We start from the raw sequence: 15644 nt of genomic DNA on the forward strand, positions 1-15644 counted from the left end.
GCTAGTTAGCCGCCATGGCGTTCTGGATCATGGCAATCGTATTGATGGTATTGGCGGCAGCCTTCGTGCTGGTGCCCTTGTTTGCCGTCGGCACCAAAGACGAAAGCCCTGCCGATCTTGAAAAGGCGCTTTTCAAGGCGCGCAAGGCGGAGATCGAAAACGATCTCGCCATAGGCCGCATCGATGCCGATGCTGCGCGGGCGGCAATCGCCGAGGAAAGCCGCAAGCTGATTGCTGCTGTTGAGAACCTGCCTGGCACCACGCCGGCAAATCTCGGCCTGTCCCGCGCAATAGCCCTGGCTGCGGTCGTTTGCGTTCCGGTGGTTGCCACGGCCTTCTACCTTCAGGCCGGTAATCCGCAATTGCCCGATCAACGCCTTGCCGGGCGGCAGGCCGGCAATCTTGAAAACCAGCGTATCGAAGAATTGGTGGCCCGCGCCGAAGCTCATCTGGCGGCAAAGCCCGACGATGTTCGCGGCTGGCAGGTGCTGGCGCCTGTTTATACCCGCATGGGCCGCGATCGCGATGCAGCCCAGGCCTGGGCGAATGTCCTGCGGCTTGACCCGCAAAGACCGGGCGTGCGTGCCAATCTTGCAGAAAGCATGGTTGCGGTTGCCGGCGGCGTCGTGACCGAAGAGGCCAGCCGGCTGTTTCGCCAGGAACTCGTCAACAATCAGGCTTCGGCAAAGGCCCGCTTTTATCTTGCCATGGCAAAGGGGCAGGAAGGAAAACACGAGGAAGCCGTCGAATTGTGGGACGAGCTGATTTCCGGCGGCACCGACCAGTCTCCCTGGATGGAGGCGGCAAAAACCTTCCGCGGGCAATCCGCCCGCCTTGCCAGTCTTGCGCCGGCGCAATCAGTCCAGCCGGGTCCAACCGCTGACCAGGTGGAACAAGCTGCCTCCATGACTGCTGAGGAGCGCGGCGAGATGATCACCGCCATGGTGCAGAACCTTGCCGGCAGGCTGGAGGACAACCCCACGGACAAAGAGGGCTGGAAACGGCTGGTGCGTGCCTATATCGTTTTGGGCGACAGCAATGCTGCGAAGAGCGCGGTGGAACAGGCAATTGCCGCCAATGCCGGCGATGGTGCTTTCGTGGCCGAGATGAAATCGGCATTGGAACAGCTAAAAACCCAGGATGGCGAACAAATGCCTGCCGGCGAGGCGGGTTCGGAGAATAATACGCAATGACCCGCAAGCAGAAACGGTTGACAATGATCGGCGCGATCGGCGCAGTGCTGATGGCCGCAGTGCTTCTTGTAATGTTTGCCCTGCGTGACGAGATCGTGTTCTTCTATTCGCCGACCGATATTCTGACCGAACACAAGGCGCGGCCCGGGGAACGCTTCCGCCTTGGCGGGCTCGTCAAGGAAGGCAGCATCGAGAAGAGCGGCGAAACCGTCCGCTTCGTTATCACTGACACCGAACATGAACTGCCGGTCGCCTATGTTGGCATTCTGCCCGACCTTTTTCGCGAAGGGCAGGGGGTGATTGCCGAGGGAAGCCTGTCTGACACGGTGTTTGCGGCCGACACCGTGCTTGCCAAGCACGATGAGAACTACATGCCGAAAGAGGTTGCCGACACATTGAAGGAAAAAGGTGTCTGGCAGGGAGAGGAGGCAGCGCAGTGATCAACGAACTGGGCCATTTCGCCCTGGTGCTGGCCTTTGCCCTGTCGCTGGTCCAGTCGGCCGTGCCGCTGGCCGGCGCAAAGCTCGGCAATCACAAACTGATGGCGATCGGTTCGTCCGCCGCCACCGGCATGTTCGTTTTCACAGCACTGGCCTTCGCAGCACTTACAAGTGCCTATGTTACCTCCGACTTTTCGCTCGAAAACGTCTGGGCAAATTCCCACTCGGCCAAGCCCATGCTCTACAAGATTACCGGCGTGTGGGGAAACCACGAGGGGTCAATGCTGTTATGGGTGTTGATCCTGGTTTTCTTCGGCGCGCTGGTCGCCTGGTTCGGCTCCAACATTCCCGCACAACTGAAGGCCAATGTGCTTGCCGTTCAGGGATGGATCGCGGCGGCGTTTTTGCTGTTCATTCTGCTTACTTCCAATCCCTTCGCCCGGCTTTCTCCCGCCCCGTTCGAGGGCAATGATCTAAATCCCATCCTGCAGGATATCGGCCTCGCCATCCATCCACCGCTGCTCTATCTCGGCTATGTCGGCTTTTCGGTGACCTTTTCCTTTGCCGTAGCGGCCATGCTTTCAGGCCGTATTGATGCTGCCTGGGCGCGTTGGGTCAGGCCCTGGGCTCTGACGGCCTGGCTGTTTTTGACCGCCGGGATCGCCATGGGCTCTTACTGGGCCTATTACGAACTCGGCTGGGGTGGCTGGTGGTTCTGGGATCCGGTGGAAAACGCTTCCTTCATTCCCTGGCTCGTCGGCACCGCCCTGCTGCATTCTGCCCTGGTGATGGAAAAGCGCGATGCATTGAAGATATGGACCATCCTGCTGGCCATCATCACCTTTTCCATGTCGCTGCTGGGCACCTTCCTGGTCCGGTCCGGGGTCCTGACCTCCGTTCATGCCTTTGCCAATGATCCGGAGCGCGGGGTTTTCATTCTGATGATTTTGCTGCTGTTTATCGGCGGCTCGCTGACCTTGTTTGCGATCCGGGCTCCCTTGCTGAAGGCAGGCGGGCTGTTTCAGCCGATTTCGCGGGAAGGTGCGCTGGTTTTCAACAATGTATTCCTGACGACCGCGGCAGCGACCGTGCTGGTCGGAACCCTCTATCCGCTCGTTGTCGAAGCGATTTCGGGAGCAAAGATTTCCGTAGGCGCGCCGTTCTTCAACGTCACCTTCGGCCCGCTGATGATCCCCTTGCTGATGCTGGTGCCGATCGGCCCGCTGCTTTCCTGGAAGCGCGCCGATCTTTACGGGGCGCTGCAGCGCCTGTTCTGGATCGCCGGACTGGCGCTCCTTACCGTCATCGTCGTGCTGGCCTTCACCTCCGGTGAGCCGGTTCTGGCGAGCCTTGGCATCGGCCTGGCGGTTTGGGTGAAGATTGGGGCATTTGCCGAGATCTGGAGCCGCGCCGGCATTGGCAAGTCAAAGGCTTCGAGTGTCTTTTCCCGCCTTGCCGGACTGCCGCGCTCCATGTGGGGAACGGCGCTTGGCCATTTCGGCTTGGGTGTAGTCCTGCTGGGCGTTGTCACCGTTTCGGTGTTTGAGCGCGAAAGTGTTTCCGAGGTCGCCCCCGGTGAAACGGTGGCCATTGCCGGTTACGAAATCACCTTTCAGGGCGTAACCCCTGTCACCGGCCCGAATTACACTGAAACCGTAGCCAATCTCCTTGTCGCCACCTCTTCGGGAAAAACCTTTCCGTTGAAGCCTTCCAAACGCCTTTATCAGGCGCGGGGCATGCCAACCACGGAAGCTGCAATACGCACCATCGGTTTTTCCCAGCTTTACGTTTCTCCCGGTGAAATCAGTGAGGATGGCAAGCTTGTTGTTCGCGCATGGTGGAAGCCCCTGGTAACGCTGATCTGGATCGGTCCGATCTTCATGGTGGCAGGCGGCGTGATTTCGCTTTCCGACCGGCGCCTGCGCGTGGGCGTTGCGCGGCGGGCAAAACGCAGCACTGCCTCAAATGAGGGAAGGCAGGCCGATGCGCTTACCTGAACCGATATCTGCCCTTTGCCTGTTCGTATCGATCATGGTTGCACTGGTTGCAACGCAGCCTGCTTTTGCTGTCAATCCCGATGAGGTTCTGTCCGATCCGGTATTGGAGGAACGTGCCCGCGACCTTTCGGCGACGATCCGCTGCATGAAGTGCCAGAACCAGTCGATTGACGACTCTGATGCCGATCTTGCCCGCGACTTGCGCATTCTGCTTCGCGAGCGTCTGGCCGCCGGTGACAGCGATCAGGAAGTCCTTGATTTTCTGGTCGCACGCTATGGTGAGTTCGTTCTGCTCAAGCCCCGTTTTACGGCAGCAAACCTTCTTCTTTGGGCTGCACCGGTTCTCGGACTTCTGGGCGGTTTTCTGCTGGTAATGCGTTATTTCCGCACAAGAAAAGGGGAAGCAGAGCCGGCCGCTGGTGACCTGACAAAAGCCGAACACGCCAAACTCACGAAAATTCTGGATGATCGTGAATAAAACTTCCGGTAGTACGGGTAATCCGTCTTGCTACAGGAGTTTGTCATGGAATCGCTGCGACTTGAGTTTGCCGGTGCAAGCGGCGCAACGCTGGCAGCCAGGCTTGACCTGCCGCTCGGCCCGGTCAGCGCATATGCCTTATTTGCCCACTGCTTTACCTGTTCGAAAGATCTGAACGCCACCCGGCGGATTTCAGCCAGTCTGGCAGCCGAGGGCATCGCAGTTCTGCGGTTTGATTTCACCGGCCTTGGCAAGTCGGGCGGAGAATTTGCCTCGACCAATTTTTCCTCCAACGTCGCCGATCTGGTCAGTGCGGCGGACTTTCTGCGTGAACGCTATGCAGCTCCCTCGATCCTGATCGGCCACTCGCTGGGCGGCGCTGCCGTTCTGGTTGCAGCATCCAGCATTCCTGAAACCGAAGCAGTGGTGACGATTGGCGCACCTGCCGATGCTGCCCATGTCACCCATAATTTTGCCGCAAACCTTGAAAAGATCGAAACGGAGGGAAGCGCCGAAGTCAGCCTTGGCGGGCGCAAGTTCACCATCCAGAAGCAGTTTCTGGAAGATGTATCGGCAAGCTCCGTTCAAAAACACGTCAAGGCTTTGAAGAAACCCCTGCTGATATTCCACTCGCCGATTGACCAGACGGTCGGAATTGAGAATGCCGGCGACATCTTCATGGCAGCAAAACACCCAAAGAGTTTCGTCTCGCTTGATACAGCCGACCATCTGCTGACCAGGCCCGACGATGCGGAATTCGTTGCCTCAACGATTGCTGCCTGGGCGCAGCGCTACGTGCCGCAGACACCTTCAGCCGGCGAAACGGTTGACGAGGCAGGCATTACGGTCACGGAGACCGGCGTTGGCAAATTCCAGAACCTTGTGCAATCGGGCCGTCATCACATGTTTGCGGACGAACCAAAATCCTATGGTGGTGATGATACCGGTCCCTCACCCTATGACTATGTGGCGATCGGGCTGGCGGCCTGTACTTCCATGACGCTCAAAATGTATGCCGACCGCAAGGGCTGGGATATTTCACCGGTTTCGGTATCGGTGGACCATGCAAAAATCCATGCGGTCGATTGCGAGACCTGTTCTGAGGAACGCAAGGAAGAAGGTGGCAAGATCGACCGCTTCCACCGCACCATCACACTGAAACCCGGCATCGACGAAGAGAGGGTAGAAGCGCTGTTGGTGATTGCGGACAAATGCCCGGTGCACCGCACACTCCATGCCTCTTCCGAAATCACCACCGCCCTTGCCGTCAAGGATGGAGCTTGATCTTCCGCGGTCTGAAAGCTCTTCTGCTTACATGAACGATATTTAATCTGCCCGTAAGCATCGTGTAATCTGGCTTTTTCCATAGTCTGGCCTCAAAGCGGCATCGCGGCGGCCCTCCAGTCCCGCCCAGATGTCCGCTCGTGAGGAAAACGTCCGGCAAGGACACCTGAACCAGAGGGAAAAGCATGAAACGCAAACCCAAAAGCACATTCAAATTGATACGGGCCGCTTTGCTGGCTTCCACGGTCGCCGTTACCGCTTTCGCTGTTGCACCGGTAACCGGTTCGCCGCTTTCACTGCCTGTCGCCAATGCGGAAGCCGTCAAACTGCAGGCTCCGGCAACGCCCGGCTTTGCCGATGTGGTAGAAGCCGTTTCGCCTGCTGTCGTCAGCGTCCGCGTCGAGCAGATGATCCACCCGGCATCCAGAGACGGGGACTCCCGCCGGGATTACCGCTTTGACCGCCGCGATGGCGATGATCTGCCGGAATTCTTCCGGCGCAATCCTGAATTCTTCAAACGCTTCTTTGGCGAACGCTTTGGCGAACGTGGTCATGGCCGTGATGACGACCGCCACCGTTACAGCGAGCGTGATCGCCGCGATGACGACAGGCCGCGCGACCGTCGCCGGGGCAAGCGCTTCGGCATGTCCCAGGGCTCCGGCTTCTTCATTTCTGAAGACGGCTATCTTGTCACCAACAACCATGTTGTGGAAGGTGGCTCCAAATACATCGTCAAGATGGATGATGGCACCGAATATGAAGCAAAGCTGATCGGTGCCGACGAGCGCTCGGACCTCGCAGTGCTCAAGGTCGATGAAGAGCGCACGTTCACCTATGTCGGTTTTGCAGAGACCAAACCGCGCATTGGCGACTGGGTGGTGGCCGTCGGCAATCCATTCGGCCTCGGCGGAACCGTGACGGCAGGCATTGTGTCTGCCCAGGGCCGTGAAATCAGCTCCAATCGCTATGACGATTTCATCCAGATCGATGCTGCCGTCAACAAGGGCAATTCCGGTGGCCCGGCTTTCAACCTGAAAGGCGAGGTCATTGGTGTGAACACCGCAATCTTCTCGCCCAGCGGCGGCAATGTGGGCATTGCCTTTGCCATTCCCGCAGCCACCACCCAGGAGATCGTTGAAGAGCTGATTGAAAACGGCAGCGTTGTGCGCGGCTGGCTTGGTGTGCAAATCCAGCCGGTAACCCGTGACATTGCCGAAGCACTGGATCTCGAGGATGCCCGCGGCGCGCTGGTTACCGAACCCCAGGACGACAGCCCCGCTGACAAGGCAGGTATCCGCGCTGGCGATGTCATTGCAGAAGTCAACGGCAAGAAGGTACGCGGCCCCAGGGCGCTTGCCCGCATGATCGGTCAGCTCGATCCTGACAGCACGGCAACGCTGACCATCTTCCGCGATGGTGAAGAAGAAGAGGTCGAGGTAACCCTTGGCACGCTGGGCGACACCGCCGCCCTGGGCGGCAGTAAAGACAAGGAAGACGCGGCTCGCACCGGCAAGCTCGGCCTCGCTTTGGGCACCGGAGACGATGGTGGTGTCGTGGTGCTGGAAGTAGCGCCCGAAAGCAGCGCTGACCGCAAGGGCATCCGTTCCGGCGACATTATTGCCTCTGTCAACGGCGAGCCCGTCAAGTCGCCCGGCGATGTATCCAGGGCTGTCCGTGAAGCTGAGGAGAATGGCCGCAAGAGCACGCTCTTCCAGATTGAGCGCGGCGGAAACTCCCGCTTTGTGGCTGTCCCGTTCCCCAAGGCATAACAAGCCTCAAAGCATCCCTGTCGGTGGTCTGGTATCTCCATGCAGCCGGCAGGCAGGCGGCGGGCCAACTCCCCTTAGCCCGCCGCCGCCCCTTTTCGGTCAGCATCAACTTTCCGGCAGGTTTCCTTGACCGCCGATTGTGATAGGAAACATCCAGGAAAAATGTGCGATGAAAGTTCTGATTGTCGAAGACGACCGTGACGCTTCCGCCTATCTTGCCAGGGCGTTGAAGGAAGCGGGCCACATTCCAGATGAGGCCGCCGACGGTGAAACCGGGCTCGAAATGGCCCGCTCTGCCTCCTATGATGTGCTCATTGTCGACCGCATGCTGCCGAAGCGTGACGGACTTTCCATGATTCGCGAACTGCGCGCCGAAGAAGACGACACGCCGGTTCTCATTCTTTCCGCGCTGGGACAGGTCGATGACCGCGTCAAGGGCCTGCGTTCCGGGGGAGACGACTACCTCACCAAACCCTATGCCTTTTCTGAATTGCTGGCCCGAATTGAGATTCTCGCCCGCCGCAGGAAACCGGATGAGGCCGAAACGGTTCTCACCGTTGCCGACCTGACCCTTGACCGCCTCAGCCGCGAGGTAACACGGGCCGGCAAGAAAATTCTGCTGCAGCCGCGGGAATTCCGCCTGCTGGAATATCTCATGCGAAATCCCGGCAAGGTGGTCACTCGAACCATGCTGCTGGAAGAGGTCTGGGACTACCACTTCGACCCGCAGACCAATGTGATCGATGTACATATATCCAGACTGCGCGGCAAGATCGACAAGGGTTTCGACCCGCCCCTGCTGCATACTGTCCGTGGCGCGGGATACATGCTGCGCACCGAGATATAGGTCCAATCAACATGCAGGATTTGGAATGCGGTATGCGCGAAAATCGTTCAGTTTCAGGAGCAGGGCCGAAGACAGGTCGCCACCCTTTCAAGGATCTGCGACACCAAAATGAGCGATTTTCGCCATATCCTATAAGGACGCGGCGGCTTCTTGCCCTGAATGCGCTGAAAAGCCCTTGTGGTGGTCCGCACCACGGCGGCCTTTTTGCCTGCTCAGAACGAAAATCCGTCACGCGCCGCATCCGAAACCTGCATGTTGATTGGACCTAGCAAATGTGGGCGCGCATTAAGCAGCTTTCGCGCGTGACGGCCATTCGCCTGTCGATTGCCTATACGCTTGCCTTTGGCATTCTTGCGGTAATCCTCATTTTCTACATGACCGGCGGTGCGGTGGACTATCTGCGCCAGCAGTTCCGCCAGTCGATCAACGAGGAAATCCTTTCGCTTGAACGAACCTATCGCACCCGCGGCCTTAACGGCATGGTGCGCGAGATGGAGCGCCGCTCGCGTGCCCCTGGCGCCAATCTATATGTGGTAGCCGGGCCCGATGGCCGCATCCTTGCCGGCAATGTGCTGTCGATCGATCCGGAGGTCTTGGCCAGAAGCGGCTGGCAGGAACATCCCTTCGAATATGAAAGCCTTGCCGATGAAGACGATGACCGCTCCAACCGGGCGGTGGCGCGCATCATGGATCTGCCCAATGGCATGCGCATCCTGATCGGCCAGGACATCGGCGAACCTGAACGCTTCCGCAAGGTGGTACGCCGCGCCCTTACCTTTTCCATGGGCATGATGCTGATGGCTGCCCTGCTCATCTGGTTTTTCGTGGGGCGCCGCGCGCTCAAGCGCATCGACATGGTTTCGCGCTCAACCGAACGCATCCTGGCCGGTGACCGCAGCGAACGGTTGCCGGTAGGCGATTCCAATGACGAGTTCGACCGGCTTTCAAAGCGCATGAACCTGATGCTTGACCGTATCTTCCTGCTTGATGAGGGATTGCGGAACGTGTCGGACTCCATCGCGCATGATCTGAAGACACCGCTTACCCGCCTGCGCAACAAGGCCGACCAGGCCCTGGCTGCCGATGCAGGCGAGCGCAGGCACGAATTGCTGTCGGACATCATTCAGGAGGCAGATCAGCTCATCAAGACCTTCAATGCCTTGTTGATGATTTCCCGGGTGGAAGCCGGTTCCCATGTCACCGACTTGCAGGCGCTCGATCTCAGTGAGCTGTTGAACGATGTTGCAGAACTTTACGAGCCGGTTGCCGAGGATGAAGGCATTGTCTTTGAAGTGGATGTGCCGGAAGGACTGCGCATTGATGCAAGCCGCGAGCTGCTTTCCCAGGCAATTACCAATCTGATTGATAATGCGCTCAAATACGGACTGCCGCCGGACGGAAAGGGCCGCATCTCCTTGAGCGCACGTTCGGACAAGAACCGGACAGTCATTACAGTGCGTGACACTGGCCCCGGGATTCCCGCCGACAAATATGAGGCAGTCAAGGAGCGCTTTACCCGGCTCGATGACAGCCGCACCAAGCCGGGCAACGGGCTTGGGCTTGCATTGGTGGAAGCCATTGCGAAAATTCACGGTGGGCGGCTGGAATTCAGCGATGCCGCGCCGGGCCTTGAAGCAAAACTGATCTTGCCAGCACCTTCCGCATGAACGATCCTGCCGGCTGGTACGGTGCGAATCCGGGAATGCAGCAAAGCGGGTAGAGCCTTTCACGCTCTTATGGAAGCAGTTTGAATGGTGGGATTTTTCACATCTGGCAAGGAGAATACCGCAGCAGGATGGTTGCCCATCCTGCGAGGATTTCGACGAATGCAGATTGGAAAAGCTTCCACAGCCGGGAGTTTGACCTGTTGAAACACCTGTCATTCCTGCAATCGTTTGAACCTGGTTCTTCGGCCTTCGCACAGCGCCCTGGAAAGCTGACAGTGTCTGCACTGCTGCGCCTTTTGCGCCTCTCCGAAGACCGAACCCCCGGCGTTCAAACGATCCCATATGAGCGTGAAAGGCTCTAAATGGTGAAAATCACAAACCCCCTGTTTCAAACTGACAGCGATCAGGCAGCGGTTATTGCTGCAAGTGGCGATGATGATATGCAGCGCACCATCATCGAAGCGCTGAATGAACTGTCATCTGAGGAGCGGCAGGCAGGCCACCTGATCGGGGAATTGCGCAACAAGGACAATGCCCTTGCCTTTCTTTCCGGCGCGTTTGTCCTTTCGCCCTATCTGCGCGATTGCGCACTGATAAAGCCGCAAAACCTCGTCCAGGTTCTCGGCAATTCCTTTGATATGGCTGCCGGTTCCATAACCGGGAACGCCGGCGTTCTGTGGAATACCGCTGGTTCCCAAGCAGAATTGATGGCCGGCCTGCGCGAAGCAAAGCGGCAAATGGCCCTGTGTCTTGGCCTTGCCGATCTGGGTGGCTGGATGAATGGAGCGCAGATAACGCGCCATCTGTCCCTGTTTGCAGATGCCGTACTTTCTGCTGCCGTCAATCACCTGCTGAAAGCTCAGCACGAGGCAGGCCGTCTGGTGCTTGCCGATCTGGAAAATCCTTCCCATGGCAGCGGACTGATCGTGCTTGGCATGGGCAAGTACGGGGCGTACGAGCTCAATTACTCCTCGGACATCGACATCATCCTTTTTTTCGATGACGAGAGCCCGGTGCTTTCAGCCTGTGATGACCCGGCCTCATTGTTTGCACGCCTTGCAAAGCAATTGAGCCGCCTGCTGCAGGAGCGCACCGGCGATGGTTACGTGTTTCGGGTGGATTTGCGCCTGCGCCCCGATCCCGGTTCCACACCATTGGCCATTCCCGTTGAAACGGCGATGAATTATTACGCCGCCTATGGTCAGAACTGGGAGCGCGCCGCCTTTATCAAGGCGCGGGCCGTCGCCGGTGATTTTGCTGCCGGAGAACGGTTCCTGCGCGAATTGGCACCGTTTGTGTGGCGCAAATATCTGGACTTTGCCGCCATTCAGGATGTTCATTCCATAAAGCGGCAGATCCACGCCCACAAGGGGCATGGTGAGATCGCCATCAAGGGCCACAACATCAAGCTCGGCCGGGGCGGCATTCGCGAGATCGAGTTCTTCGTCCAGACCCAGCAACTCATCGCCGGTGGCCGGCGCGAGCAATTGCGGGTTCGCGGCACGGTAGAGGGCCTTGAAAAGCTGCGGGACGATGGCTGGATTTCCGCCGAGGCAGCAGAGCGCCTTTCCGTTGCCTATTGGTTTCTTCGCAAGGTCGAACATCGCATTCAGATGGTTGCCGACGAGCAGAGCCATGTCCTGCCGGAAGATGATGAGGGTCTTTGCCGTATTGCAGCAATGGCAGGATTTAAAGACGTGGACGCGTTCACCGGTGCGCTGGTTGCCACCATGCGCGAGGTCGAGCATTTTTACGCGGAGCTATTCGAGCAGGCGCCACAACTGACAGGCCAGGGCGGCAATCTCGTCTTCACCGGCGAGGATGAAGACCCGCAAACCGTGGAGACCTTGAGCAGGCTCGGCTTTCAACGGCCCTCGCAGGTCATCTCCAGCATCAAGGCATGGCATTACGGCCGCTATCCGGCGGTACGCTCCTCCCAGGCGCGCGAGATGCTGACCGAGATCACGCCGCAATTGCTGGAAGATTTCAGCACCACCGGCAATCCCGATCAGGCTTTTGTCGGGTTCGACCGTTTTCTGCAGGGCCTGCCGGCGGGCATTCAGTTCTTCGGTATTTTGAAGGCCAATCCCAATCTGACCCGGCTGCTGACATTGCTGCTGGATGCAGCCCCCCGCCTGGCCGACATCATCACCCGCAAGCCGCATATCTTCGACGGATTGATCGATCCCACCTTCAGTGCCGACATTCCAGGTCCCGAAGAATTGAAGGAACGCCTGAGCGCTGTTCTTGCCCGCTCCCGCGGCTATGAGGAAAAACTCGATCAGGCACGGCTGTTTGCTGCCGAGCAGCGTTTCCTCATCGGGGTCCGGCTGATCAATCGAACGATTTCACCCAGACGGGCGGGCGAAGCCTATACCATCCTTGCCGAAACGCTGATCAACGGTATTTTCGATGAGGTGCTGGGCGAGTTCAAACTGCGCCATGGCGAGATACCGGGAGGGGAAATCGCCATTCTCGGCATGGGCCGGCTGGGCAGCCGTGACCTCACCGCCGGATCGGATCTCGACCTGATCTTTCTTTACCGCCATGACGAGGCAGCAGAACAGTCCGATGGCGAAAAACCGCTCTATGCCCAGCAGTATTACACCCGTCTGGTGCAGCGTCTCATCACCGCCATGTCCGCGCCCATGGCCGAAGGAAGGATTTTCGAACTGGATTTCCGCCTGCGCCCATCGGGAAATGCCGGCCCTCTTGCCACCCATTTTGATGCGTTCTGCCGCTATCAGGCAAAGGAGGCCTGGGTTTGGGAGCGCCAGGCGCTGGTTCGGGCCCGCCCGGTGGCGGGAGACGCCGGCCTTGCCGAAGCCTTGCGCGCCAAACTTGCCGAACTGCGCAAGGTGCGCGGTGATGCCACCAGGATCACCAGGGAAATCGCGGAGATGCGGCAAACGCTGGATGAAGAAAAGCCGCCCGAAAACACCTTCGATGCAAAACGCGCGCCCGGTGGCCTGATCGACATCGAATTCATCGCCCAATGGCTGGCCTTGACCGGGAATCTGACGGAAGGTTTGCCGCAAAACCCGACCAGCACCATCGAGTTGATCGACCATGCCGATCCCGCCATTATCGACAGTGATGCCGTCAACACGCTGAAGGCTGCCTACGGGCTGTACAACACCGTGCTTCAAATCCAGCGCGTTTGCCTGAGGGGAGGCTTCGATCCGCAGGAAGAAGGATTGTCGGGGTTCAAATCCCTGCTGTGCGAACAAACCGGCCATCCCGCACTGTCAGCGCTTGAGCAGGAACTTGAAGCGGTTCAGGGTTCGGTGCGCGATGTTTTCAGGCGCTGTGTCGGATAAAAAAATCCCCGGATCACGAAGGATCCGGGGAGCCAGTTGGCAGGGAAGCTCGTAGCGTATTAAGCGGCAGCTTCTTCCGGTTTTGCTGCTTTCGCCTTGCGTTTGTTGACCCCGGTGCGGCTGAGCGGAAGCTGCACCGAAACAATGGTTCCTTCGCCTTCGCGGGAGCGGATTTTCAGTTTGCCGCCATGCATGTGGGCCAGTGAAGCAGAGATCGCCAATCCCAGGCCCGAACCCTTGTGATCGCGTGTCATCTGGTTCTGGGCTTGCTCGAACGGCCGGCCAAGTTTTGAAAGATCATGTCGCGAAATGCCGATTCCCTTGTCCTCGATGGAGATGCGCAGGCATTTGGAAACGATGCGCGCGCGCACGAAAATCTCCCCGCCCTTGCTTGAGAATTTGACGGCATTTGACAGGAGGTTAAGCAGGATTTGCTTGACCGCGCGGCGGTCGGCCTCGATTTCCAGGCCGGGGCGCACTTCCTCGCGTATGCGGATATCTTTCTTCGCCGCTTCGCGGCTTATGATGCGCAGCGTTTCCTCAAGAAGGCTGTCGACACTGACCGGTTCGAAATCCAGGGTAAAGCGCCCGGCCTCGATCTTGGACATGTCCAGAATATCGTTGATCACGCCGAGCAGAAACGCGCCGCTGTTGTGAATGTCGCGGCAGTATTCACGGTATTTCTCCGAACCCAGCGCGCCGAACATTTCCTCCTGCATGATCTCTGAAAAACCGATGATGGCGTTAAGCGGCGTGCGCAGCTCGTGGCTCATATTGGCCAGGAAATCGGATTTTGCCTGGTTGGCCTCCTCCGCACGGGTTCTTTCCTTCTCATGCTTGCCGGCAAGTTCCTCAAGCTGTCTTGCCTGCACTTCCAGCTTCTGGCGGGATTGCTTTAAATCGGCGATGGTCGCCTTCTGGCGCAGTTCGGAATTGATCAGCTGCTTTTCATGCCGCTTGATCGTCGTGATGTCGTTGCCGACTGATACATAGCCGCCATCCTGGGTCCGCCGTTCGTTGAACTGCAACCAGCGCCCGTCGCGCAGTTTCACCTCATAGGACCGCGAATTGCCGCTGTTCTTTCCGCCCTGGATGATCTCGGTGCCCTGCAGCGGGTTTCCGGCCTGTTCCATCAGTTCCTCGTAAGGCACGCCGGGAACGGCAAGTTGCGGCTTCAGTCCGTGCAGCTGCTGGAACTTTGAATTGCACATGACCAGCCGCTTGCGGTGGTCCCACAGCACGAAGGCTTCCGAGAGATTTTCGATGGCATCATGCAGACGGGTGGAAATCGTCCGCGTCCGCATGCGGATTTTCTCCTGCTCGGTGACATCGATGGCAATGCCGATAAGATGGGGCTCGCCACGGCGGTTATAGACCACCTGGGCACGGATGCGCGTCCACAGCCACTGTCCGTTGTGGTGCCGCATCCTGAAAACCTTGTCGATGGCGTCTGCCTGTTCGACAAGCACCAGATCGGCGACGGAATAAAGGCTGGTGTCGTCCGGGTGGATCAGCTCGGCGATCTTCTGAAAGCCCAGAATATTGGCGTCGGGCTGGGACTTGTCATGCTCCATGCCAAGCAGGGCGAACATTGAATCCGACCAGTAGATACGGCCGCGCGAAATGTCCCAGTCCCACAAACCGCACTTGCCGCGGTCAAGCGCGGTTTCGAACCGGTTTTGCGCCAGAAGATAGATCGAGTCGGCTTCCCGCGCCCGCGCGCTCTGGGCAAAATAGGCATACAGAATGACCAGCAGAATGCTGGAAGTGCCGACAAAAAGGGAAACGTTGGTGGAAACCGCATAGCGCCAGTTTTCCATCATCGGATCTTTTGGCTGATAGAGCGTAATGCCGCCCAGTCCGTCGGGCAGAATGCGATGTACCGCCAGGGCCTGCACATCGCCTTCGACCACCACTTCACGGCTTGAAGCGGATCGTCCGAACATGGTCAGTAGATGCGCATTGCCAACCAGCGAATGTAGATTGCGGCCAACATACCGGCTGACCTGCGGCACCGTCGCAACGATGGTGTGGTCGCTGCCGGTCACCAGTATCTGGCGGTGCCCGCCAAGATAACGGGCAGCCACGGTATTGCGCAGAATGCGTTTCAGGGCTTCTTCATCGGGCAAGGCGCCATCGGCGTCGAGCTGATGGGAAATGCGCTCTTCCAGCAATTCGGCAATGAAGTGAAGTTCGGCGCGGTTGGTATCGATGATCTGTTCGGCAAACTTGTTGATCTGCACCCACCGGGCGACGCCCACGACGGCGAGAAACAGGACAATCAGAACCGGCACCAGCCTGCGCAGAAAGTCTTCGGACGACAACAGGTTTTCGTATGCGGGATGGCTGAAAATCCGGGCATAGCCGCCCACACCGCGCGTGGCAGCACGGCCCTTTTGGCGTATTCCGCGCCCACCGGCTGCGGAATCCTGAAAGCCGGCGCTCGCTGGGCGGGCGTCCGCATTCGCCATTTAAGGCCTCCCCGTATCGTTTTGCTGCCAACCGCCAACGCCGCACAGACGATTCGCCCCACCATGAATCAGGTGGAATTGCCTTGTCCAGATCACGGCAGCCGAAATCGGGAAACAGCCGCAATTTTTCGCGGCCCGGAAGAAAAAGTGAGTCTTTTTTGTAACACCTGCCGGTGTC

General features: G+C 58.5%; 10 protein-coding genes. 9 read left to right on the top strand and 1 reads right to left on the bottom strand.

All coding sequences use genetic code 11. The features are described from left to right. The first annotated feature begins 14 nt into the window (after positions 1–14). The 9 genes from ccmI to BVL55_RS04195 all read left to right on the top strand — a co-directional run bounded on the left by ccmI (position 15) and on the right by BVL55_RS04195 (position 12995). On the top strand, positions 15–1193 hold the full coding sequence (ccmI, locus tag BVL55_RS04150) for a c-type cytochrome biogenesis protein CcmI (RefSeq protein WP_075995855.1): 1179 nt from the start codon (positions 15–17) through the stop codon (positions 1191–1193). Further along, complete coding sequence (gene ccmE, locus BVL55_RS04155; protein ID WP_075995856.1) at positions 1190–1633, top strand: cytochrome c maturation protein CcmE; 444 nt, start codon at positions 1190–1192, stop codon at positions 1631–1633. Before ccmI ends, ccmE begins: the two co-directional genes overlap by 4 nt. After that, positions 1630–3630 carry a heme lyase CcmF/NrfE family subunit gene (locus tag BVL55_RS04160; RefSeq protein ID WP_075995857.1) on the top strand — a complete coding sequence of 667 codons (2001 nt, stop codon included), beginning with the start codon at positions 1630–1632 and terminating at the stop codon, positions 3628–3630. Before ccmE ends, BVL55_RS04160 begins: the two co-directional genes overlap by 4 nt. Beyond that, positions 3617–4108, top strand: coding sequence for a cytochrome c-type biogenesis protein (locus tag BVL55_RS04165; RefSeq protein WP_075995858.1), 492 nt, complete (start codon positions 3617–3619; stop codon positions 4106–4108). The genes BVL55_RS04160 and BVL55_RS04165 overlap by 14 nt, the downstream gene beginning before the upstream one ends. A gap of 45 nt (positions 4109–4153) precedes the next feature. Further along, positions 4154–5392 carry a bifunctional alpha/beta hydrolase/OsmC family protein gene (locus BVL55_RS04170; RefSeq protein ID WP_075995859.1) on the top strand — a complete coding sequence of 413 codons (1239 nt, stop codon included), beginning with the start codon at positions 4154–4156 and terminating at the stop codon, positions 5390–5392. A 185-nt stretch (positions 5393–5577) separates the two neighbouring features. Then, complete coding sequence (locus BVL55_RS04175; protein ID WP_075995860.1) at positions 5578–7161, top strand: Do family serine endopeptidase; 1584 nt, start codon at positions 5578–5580, stop codon at positions 7159–7161. Between the two features lie 169 nt (positions 7162–7330). Beyond that, positions 7331–8008 carry a response regulator transcription factor gene (locus BVL55_RS04180; protein ID WP_075995861.1) on the top strand — a complete coding sequence of 226 codons (678 nt, stop codon included), beginning with the start codon at positions 7331–7333 and terminating at the stop codon, positions 8006–8008. Positions 8009–8280: 272 nt separating this feature from the next. Next, positions 8281–9675: a sensor histidine kinase gene (locus BVL55_RS04185; RefSeq protein ID WP_075995862.1), complete on the top strand. Its 1395-nt coding sequence runs from the start codon at positions 8281–8283 to the stop codon at positions 9673–9675. A 362-nt stretch (positions 9676–10037) separates the two neighbouring features. Beyond that, positions 10038–12995, top strand: coding sequence for a bifunctional [glutamine synthetase] adenylyltransferase/[glutamine synthetase]-adenylyl-L-tyrosine phosphorylase (locus BVL55_RS04195; RefSeq protein WP_075995864.1), 2958 nt, complete (start codon positions 10038–10040; stop codon positions 12993–12995). A 59-nt stretch (positions 12996–13054) separates the two neighbouring features. Here BVL55_RS04195 and BVL55_RS04200 read toward each other — a convergent pair whose 3' ends face one another. Beyond that, the gene (locus BVL55_RS04200) at positions 13055–15466 is read right to left on the bottom strand and encodes a sensor histidine kinase (protein ID WP_075995865.1); all 2412 of its coding nucleotides are present in this window, start codon (positions 15464–15466) and stop codon (positions 13055–13057) included. Positions 15467–15644 lie beyond the last annotated feature (178 nt).

This window comes from Salaquimonas pukyongi, from assembly GCF_001953055.1.
Lineage (GTDB): Bacteria > Pseudomonadota > Alphaproteobacteria > Rhizobiales > Rhizobiaceae > Salaquimonas > Salaquimonas pukyongi.

Bases quoted from the DNA above. Each gene is read 5' to 3' on its own strand.
- BVL55_RS04175 (WP_075995860.1), top strand. From the start codon at position 5,578: ATGAAACGCAAACCCAAAAGCACATTCAAATTGATACGGGCCGCTTTG.
- BVL55_RS04195 (WP_075995864.1), top strand. From the start codon at position 10,038: ATGGTGAAAATCACAAACCCCCTGTTTCAAACTGACAGCGATCAGGCA.
- BVL55_RS04180 (WP_075995861.1), top strand. From the start codon at position 7,331: ATGAAAGTTCTGATTGTCGAAGACGACCGTGACGCTTCCGCCTATCTT.
- BVL55_RS04170 (WP_075995859.1), top strand. From the start codon at position 4,154: ATGGAATCGCTGCGACTTGAGTTTGCCGGTGCAAGCGGCGCAACGCTG.
- BVL55_RS04200 (WP_075995865.1), bottom strand. From the start codon at position 15,466: ATGGCGAATGCGGACGCCCGCCCAGCGAGCGCCGGCTTTCAGGATTCC.
- ccmI (WP_075995855.1), top strand. From the start codon at position 15: ATGGCGTTCTGGATCATGGCAATCGTATTGATGGTATTGGCGGCAGCC.
- BVL55_RS04165 (WP_075995858.1), top strand. From the start codon at position 3,617: ATGCGCTTACCTGAACCGATATCTGCCCTTTGCCTGTTCGTATCGATC.
- ccmE (WP_075995856.1), top strand. From the start codon at position 1,190: ATGACCCGCAAGCAGAAACGGTTGACAATGATCGGCGCGATCGGCGCA.
- BVL55_RS04185 (WP_075995862.1), top strand. From the start codon at position 8,281: ATGTGGGCGCGCATTAAGCAGCTTTCGCGCGTGACGGCCATTCGCCTG.